The following is a 7,146-nucleotide window of genomic DNA, read 5'->3' as shown; positions in this document are numbered from 1 at the left end:
TTTTTTCTTCTTGAGACATTCATATATCTATAAAAAATATTTTCATAAATAAAATATCTAAGTTTCTACATAATGAGTTAATAAAAAACATTAAGAATAATTAAAGCTATAGCACTGAGAATTTCGAAAGGGTATATGGATTGTCACTTTTAGTTTTTTAAAAGAGATGGCCATTAAGCCACCACTACTGTTTTTGTTGTATTTATATCGTCATTATATTTGCTATCAAGCCCACAAGCAAATTTTATATCCACCGTCTTTGCCTTGCTTGGAGTGATGTAGATAAGATTACTCTCATCGCTTATATCATCTACAAACTGAAAAAATCCTATACCACTTTTTGGAAGCGTTGTATTTTTGTATATAGGCTCTATATATTTAGGCGTTATAAAGATGAAATTCTTATCCATGAGTGAGTATTTGAAGTTAAACGACGAGATACTAAATTTATCCTCTTTAAAGTGAGAGCTTAGATACTCTTTTAGCTTCTTATCTTTTACCTCAGAGCCCTCATCTAAATTTAGTTCCATCTCTTTAAATCCCTCTTGGTTTTTATGCTCCACATCATTTAGCTTATATATACAAACAGCAAGGTTGTCCGCTTGATTAAGAGCTGATTTTACATGAAGTCTTATGTGAGCGCTATTTAAATTTGGATTTACCACCGCTGCATTATCGTTTTCAGATGTTGGGCTACCTATACTATGAGCTAGCTTTATCCTATTTTCTTTTTTTATACATCTTAGCGGTGAGCCAGTGTTGCTTAGGCACGCTGGTACTAGATCTTGCATGACAGCATAGTGGTTATTCATACTTTTTAGACTAAGGGCTGCTCTTGGCACGTATGCTACCTTGGTGCAAGGATTTTTGGCTGAGCAGCCAACTATCGGTGAGTTTATAAAGTCGGTATCAAGTATCACACCTTGATCGTCTGATCTTATGCTTCTGCCTGCTCTACTTTTTAATATCACATGGCCGCCATGTGGGCAAACTACCACGTCATCTTCTATTATTGGATTAGCAAAGGCAGTACCGCTAGCACTTGCAACGCTACTTTTCTTTTCTAAGCTTAGCCTCTCATTTGCCTTTTCAAGAGACTCTTTGGTCTCTTTGTTTGTTGGCTTTAGCTCTATATTTAGACTTTTATTTAGTAAAGAGTAGTTTAGCACACAAGCTCGTTGGTTTTTATAATCGATAGTTAGTCTTCCCTTGTCTTTATCCTCATCTCTTGGCTGATGAGCAAAGCTTAGAGTATTAGAATTTGACTCCTCTCCGCTCTCTTCATTTTTAAAGTATAGTGGATAGTCTGATTGCTCTGTGGCGGTGTTTAGGAGCATAGAGCCTAGATATACTCTTTGCTCCATACTTTTACTATCTAGTTTAAATATATCATTTAAGACTGCCGCGTCTATGATGCTTTTATCTTCAGCACTTACACTAAGAGTGTTTTCTTTTTTATGAAAGATATCCCCAAAGCTCTCATTTGCAAGAGCTCTTATATCCTCAGTTGCTAGTTTATTATTGCGTGCTATATAATTATTGCTTAAAGTTGATGGCTTATGCGCTATAACTATCGCTTCATCGCTAGAGCTTACATCACTAGAGCTAACGCTAGCTAGGAAATTCTCGTTCTCTTCAAGTTTTTTGTAGTCAGTGTATCTTAGGTTTATTATGCTTTTTAGTATCTCTATCCTATCTTTGACATACGTAGTAGCAAGCTTTATATCTACCTTCTCATCACACAAGGTTGTTATGCTCTTATAGATGTTTTTGTTATAAGCGAAGTATTTGCCTAGTTCCTCTTTTTCTATCTTCTTATCAAAGACAAATAAATTTAAAGCACATATCGCCACTAGCATATCTATATCACCAGCTCTAGCACTACTTACTATCTGCAAGGCATTTAGCTTCTCTATATCCTCGGCGTCTAGAAGCTTAACTAAGTGAGCCTCTTTGTCGCTATTTTTATCTATATTTTTGCCTAAATTCTCGATGATATATCCAACCATATCTTGTTTAAATTTATCATCGCTAAATTTCCCTTGCTCATAAAAGAGGTTTAGATAAGCATAGAAGATATATAAAGGCGTATCAAGCATCGAGGTATTGCTTATGCTATCTATATCCACATCTAAATTTAGCTTCATCCTTATACACCTTAGTTTAAATTTAAGCGACTGGATATACTCGTTTAGGTAGTCTAGGGCACCTACGATATCTTTACCCTCTATCTTGCTTGCGTTCTCTTTATGCTCTAAGAGATAGCACATCAAGTATAGGACCATCACACTATCTTTTAGCGAGTGCGACCTGACTAATATATTGATCAAGTGTCTGTTATCAGTGTTTTTATACTCTATCTCATCAGCCATACCAACACCTAGTTTAAACCCAAGATCAGATATAGCAGAAAGTGTAGGCTCCCATAACATATGCCAATCTCTTTCATAGCCATCCCCATCTTTACTGATATGTTGCTTTACACTTTCTATATGATGTATCTCTATGCCTAGATCATCACCCTTGCTAGCCTTTTTTATATTCAGATTTGTATCTTTATTTGAGAGAGTCTTGCTATGTACTTTACCCCTCTTACTATGCCCTTAGCTATAAGACTAAGAAACCTTACCACCCAAGTAAAAGCCGAGCCAATTATCCCACCATAAATTCCTGGAGCATTATAAGTATATAGCTCTTTTACTCCACTATCTTTAAACGTAACAGCATATATCTGCGCTAGGTGTCCGCCTAGTGAGTGGCCTGAGAGGATGACCTCTTTAGAGCTACCAGATGCTTGCTCTTGGTTTAAATTTAAAGAGTTATTATCTCCACTATCTAAATTATTTAAATTTGAGCTATGGGAATTTATAGCCTCAACCATGCTTGACTGGAGTGATTTTAGTGCAGATATCTGCATAATAGCTCTAAAAATAAGAGCCATAAAACCATCATCTATAATGTCGTTTCCCTTTATCTCCGTTCCTCTAAAACCTATGATGTAGTTTGACTTAGCAGTGTCATAAAATACTGTCGAGCTAAAGCCTGATCTTTGGTTTGGTATGTGTTTTACTAGCTCATAGCGATTGACAAAGAGCTTTGTGCGAGGGGAGAGGTCTTCTTTGGTGTAGAAAATTCTTGGAGATTTAGTTTTAGATGTTTTTATAAAATTCTTTACATCATTCGATAACTCAACAATTTCTTCTTTTTCATCCCCTTCTTCCATGGGTTTTTTAACTATCTTTTCAGCCATAAAGTTAGCTTCTATTGCTAAAGCATAGGCAGTAGGATCACCAGCTCTTCTAGTGGTATTATTATTCTCGTCTTTTTGGTCTGATTTTAAAATATCTCCTTTTGTGATACCATCTGCAAATCTCCAAATAGGATTATCAATTTCTTCTTTTTTACACAAATTTATTGTATTTTCTGGTAAATTTTCAAACCCATGCTTTTTTGATAATCTATCTAGCTCCCCTTCTTCATTCTCAAAGACATTATGTAAAAAGGCATAACTAGCATCAGCGATATCTATGTAGTCTTTAAAGCAGTTTATCAGCTCTTTGCTTGATTTTTTAGTTTTCATTATTTATCCTTGCCTACTCTTTCAAATTTGCCGTTAGTTAGTATAAATTTGTTATCACCACTTATATTTACATATCTACTTTTTTTAAAACTAAAACCCTTACCTTCATCACCATATAAGCCATAATCTGTCTTTGTAACGTAATAATCAACTGTCATATCTATAACTTCAATATTGTCATCTTTATCTATACAAAAGTAACCTAGATCAAAACCCGGTCTTGATTTATTGTAGTTATCCATGCCTATGAAATTTATAACCTTTTCTTTATATTTTGCTGGAATTTTTACTTTTTTTCCAGTTTGATTTTCATAGTCTGTTGAATTTTCATAGTATTTCTTGCCATTTGAGAGAGTTTGAGGAAGTTGTTTATTGATTAAAGTCATATCGACATCATATATAGTTATAAATTTATCCCCTTGCTTGATTTTTCTAGGATTTGACCTTATCTTGTCACCAAGTGATTTACTTAGCTCTTTTCTCTCAGCCTCTCTTTTCTCTATCTCTTCAACAAATTTTTGATTAAACACATAAACCCCACCATATTTACTAGCTAAATTTTCTAGTTCAGAGTTGCTTATCTTATTGCTTGCTTGATTTGCAGAGCAGGCTATTAAAAATATGCTTGTTAGTAGTAAAAGTATAATGCCTATAAATTTCATCCTATATCCTTTTAGAAATTTTATTTTGCTTATTTTATTGTCTTTGAAATTATAATATTATTAATTTATTACACGCTCAATAATACTCACCGTTCTTATGATCTCTGCTATGATTTTATTATTAGTAAATACAATTTACATTATGAGAAGATAGGTAAAAAACTCGCTGCATCGAAGAAAAATTATTACACAATACTTAATTGAAGATGCTGTTAGTACTTAAACATCAGAATGCCTGCAAACATAGGTTATTGTTTTGTATTATTTACACTTTATTATTTATTTAATAAATCAAGAGCAATTTTTAGATCCTCTTTGAATTTATCCCTTAGGCTTTTTGGCTCTAATATCTCGATATCTGGGAGCCATCGTTTTATAAAAGGTAGGATTTCTATATCCTGAGTAAAATCTATACTAAACGTAACACTGCCATCTTCTAAAGCCTTTTCAAATCTTTGAGATGGGAAAAAACTCTTCATGCCTTTATGAAAATATATAGCTACCTTGGGAGAGGCTTTAAGTAGAGCTCTTTGTGGCGTATTTGATGGCAAGCTCATAGCATTTTGTATTTTATTAAAATACGTCTTGTACTTTGACAAAATCTTTTTTTGATAGTTTTTTGAACTTTTGGTTAAAGATACTATAAAAGCCACCCTTAAAAGCCTAAAATTTTCGTTAGCATCCTCTATAGCCAAATACCAATTTCCATCAGTAAAGACTATTTTTAGGCATTTTGCATCAGTTAAATTCTCGACTTCACCGATATATTTATACTTAATGTCTCGGTATTCTCTGTTTGCAACTGCATTACGAAGCTCGCTCAAATACCTTTTGCTAGGCTCATCTTGTAAATTTTCTAAAGGATTTGTCTTAAATAAAAATATATTAGAATCTTCTTGTAGCTGCTTAGATACCTCTTTTTCATGTTTCTCTAAATCTTCCAATAAGCTAGGGTCGTTTTTGTTTAGTAAAGTGATTAGCCAGCCTAGATTATTACTATTTTTTAAAAGATACTCTAAAACGATGATTATGTCTTTATTCTTATCAGCTACTCTTAATACACCCATAGGTCTTTTGGCATTTTTTACAAGCTTATTTTCTACTATAAATGAATCCTCGAATAAAATTTTGATCTCTTCTATATATCTTCTTAGCGTTCTTTCTTGTATGCGAAATTCATCTAAAAGCTCTGCATCTGATGGATAAATTTCTCGTTTTTTTACTAATTTTTTTAAAATTTCAAAAATAATTAATGTTTTATTGTTTAACTCTGCCATTATAAATCCTCATATTCTCTAAATCTTGCATGTTTAAATTCTCGTTTTGTTACAACTTTTCCGTTTTCTATATATTCGCTTACTATACGCTTTGTAGTAGCATATATGACGGTCAAACCCATATTTTTTGCGAATTTTATCATGTTATATGTTGCTCCAAAGTCACCTTGAACTAACAACACATCGCTAGAACTAGCCTGCTGCGTAAGTCTATCTTTGTAGATATTTATGACATTTAATATACTTTTTTCAAACGGATCTATGTCACTCCACTTAGCATCAGCTATATTTACAAATTTCTCAATTTTTAAATTTTCTCTCGCATCTTCTTCTTGTTCTGGTGTTAGAGCGTGATTCATTAAAATAAAAAGAGTTTTCATTTTTTATTTCCTAGTATGTTTTGCACTATACAAAATGAGTTATATTTGTCTAACAATTTTGTGAGCTCTTTTTTTGAATCTTCTATTTTTTCACTTGCGTTACCGTGAGCTAGATTATTTCTTAGCTTTTCGGCCTCTTTTATAAAATCTCTAAAATTACCAAGAGTTCTTATGCTCTCCAGCTTATTTTTTATATCATAGTATGCCACACCACTTTTTTTTAGGTACTTTTCATCTCTTAATTCCATCCATTTTACAAAAGTTCTAGACTCGTGTGTTAGATCATAGGCATTGAAATTTTTACTTTTTCTAAAGGCATCAATGTGCATTTTTACATTATTGCCAAAACATTCAAAGCTTTCTGCACAGTAATACCCAATAGCTTCAAATAACAGGGTTATAGAATTTAATAAGTACCCTTTCGAGCTTAACAACCTAGACATTCTATAAAATTTCATAGAATCTTTTTGCTTGCCTATGTCTTGAAGCTCTTTTATATGTTGCTGTATGTCATTAAGGCTGCTTTTAAATGTTTCGATCTGCTCATTTTTTAAAATCAACTCTATATTATTTAAAATTTTATCAGTATCGTTGCTAAGAGCTTTTAATGAATTAGATAGTATATGGTTTGAAATAGTTGATAACTGGTTTGCAAGATCATGAAAATTTTTATTTTTAAATTTAGAGGCTAAAGCTACTGTGTAGTTGCGATTAAAACTTTCAAGTATATATGAGATATTTGCAAGCTCCAGATACTCTTTTAAGTCGATTATTTCATATTCTTCTCTGGGCCTCATTTCTTTTGCAAAAAATATATGTTTAATTTTGTCTGTATTATTTAAACTTTGAGAGATAAGTGAAATAGTTGCTAAGATCGGGATATGTCTAAATCCATGAGTTAGGTCTATTATGTATTCTTTATCACCTGATGTTGCATTATTGATGATACGTAAAATATCATAAAAATTTTTTTCATCTTCTATTAAATTTTCATTATTAAATATCTCATCATAACTATTTTCTAGCTCATCTTTTAAAACTTTAGACTGAATCTTTAGAGCTGTTTCTGTAAAAATTGGAACAATATTTTTTGCTTCAAAATTGTCTATCAATAGAGGGAGCATATTTACATACCTCTCTCTTTTTAAAGAGTATAGCTCTTTTAGTTTGTTGTCATATCTATAAATAGGTACGTCATGATCTTCTGCTTTTTTTATAGTTCCCAAAAATGTTACGACTTTCATATC

At 32.3% G+C, this 7,146-nt stretch carries 6 protein-coding genes; all 6 read right to left on the bottom strand.

From position 1 onward, the window contains the following. Window positions 1-173: 173 nt before the first annotated feature. On the bottom strand, window positions 174-2,432 hold the full coding sequence (locus G6W42_RS07080; RefSeq protein ID WP_194173478.1) for a hypothetical protein: 2,259 nt from the start codon (window positions 2,430-2,432) through the stop codon (window positions 174-176). A 110-nt stretch (window positions 2,433-2,542) separates the two neighbouring features. Beyond that, entirely contained in the window at window positions 2,543-3,580 is a 1,038-nt protein-coding gene (locus G6W42_RS07075) for a DUF2974 domain-containing protein (RefSeq protein WP_194173477.1), read from the bottom strand. Further along, the gene (locus tag G6W42_RS07070) at window positions 3,580-4,242 is read right to left on the bottom strand and encodes a tRNA 2-selenouridine synthase (protein ID WP_194173476.1); all 663 of its coding nucleotides are present in this window, start codon (window positions 4,240-4,242) and stop codon (window positions 3,580-3,582) included. The genes G6W42_RS07075 and G6W42_RS07070 overlap by 1 nt, the downstream gene beginning before the upstream one ends. Before the next feature lie 275 nt (window positions 4,243-4,517). Further along, window positions 4,518-5,519: a helix-turn-helix transcriptional regulator gene (locus G6W42_RS07065; protein ID WP_194173475.1), complete on the bottom strand. Its 1,002-nt coding sequence runs from the start codon at window positions 5,517-5,519 to the stop codon at window positions 4,518-4,520. After that, on the bottom strand, window positions 5,519-5,899 hold the full coding sequence (gene csx20, locus G6W42_RS07060) for a CRISPR-associated protein Csx20 (protein ID WP_194173474.1): 381 nt from the start codon (window positions 5,897-5,899) through the stop codon (window positions 5,519-5,521). Before csx20 ends, G6W42_RS07065 begins: the two co-directional genes overlap by 1 nt. Then, a complete protein-coding gene (locus G6W42_RS07055) occupies window positions 5,896-7,143 on the bottom strand; it encodes a CRISPR-associated DxTHG motif protein (protein WP_194173473.1) in 1,248 nt (415 codons plus the stop codon). Before G6W42_RS07055 ends, csx20 begins: the two co-directional genes overlap by 4 nt. Window positions 7,144-7,146: the final 3 nt, after the last annotated feature.

Source organism: Campylobacter concisus (genome assembly GCF_015230015.1).
Taxonomy (GTDB): Bacteria; Campylobacterota; Campylobacteria; order Campylobacterales; family Campylobacteraceae; genus Campylobacter_A; species Campylobacter_A concisus_AF.
This window is presented reverse-complemented; position numbering and strand designations above follow the sequence as displayed.

Coding starts and splice junctions, on each gene's coding strand:
- G6W42_RS07080 (WP_194173478.1), bottom strand. CDS start 2,432: ATGTTATGGGAGCCTACACTTTCTGCTATATCTGATCTTGGGTTTAAA.
- G6W42_RS07075 (WP_194173477.1), bottom strand. CDS start 3,580: ATGAAAACTAAAAAATCAAGCAAAGAGCTGATAAACTGCTTTAAAGAC.
- G6W42_RS07070 (WP_194173476.1), bottom strand. CDS start 4,242: ATGAAATTTATAGGCATTATACTTTTACTACTAACAAGCATATTTTTA.
- G6W42_RS07065 (WP_194173475.1), bottom strand. CDS start 5,519: ATGGCAGAGTTAAACAATAAAACATTAATTATTTTTGAAATTTTAAAA.
- csx20 (WP_194173474.1), bottom strand. CDS start 5,899: ATGAAAACTCTTTTTATTTTAATGAATCACGCTCTAACACCAGAACAA.
- G6W42_RS07055 (WP_194173473.1), bottom strand. CDS start 7,143: ATGAAAGTCGTAACATTTTTGGGAACTATAAAAAAAGCAGAAGATCAT.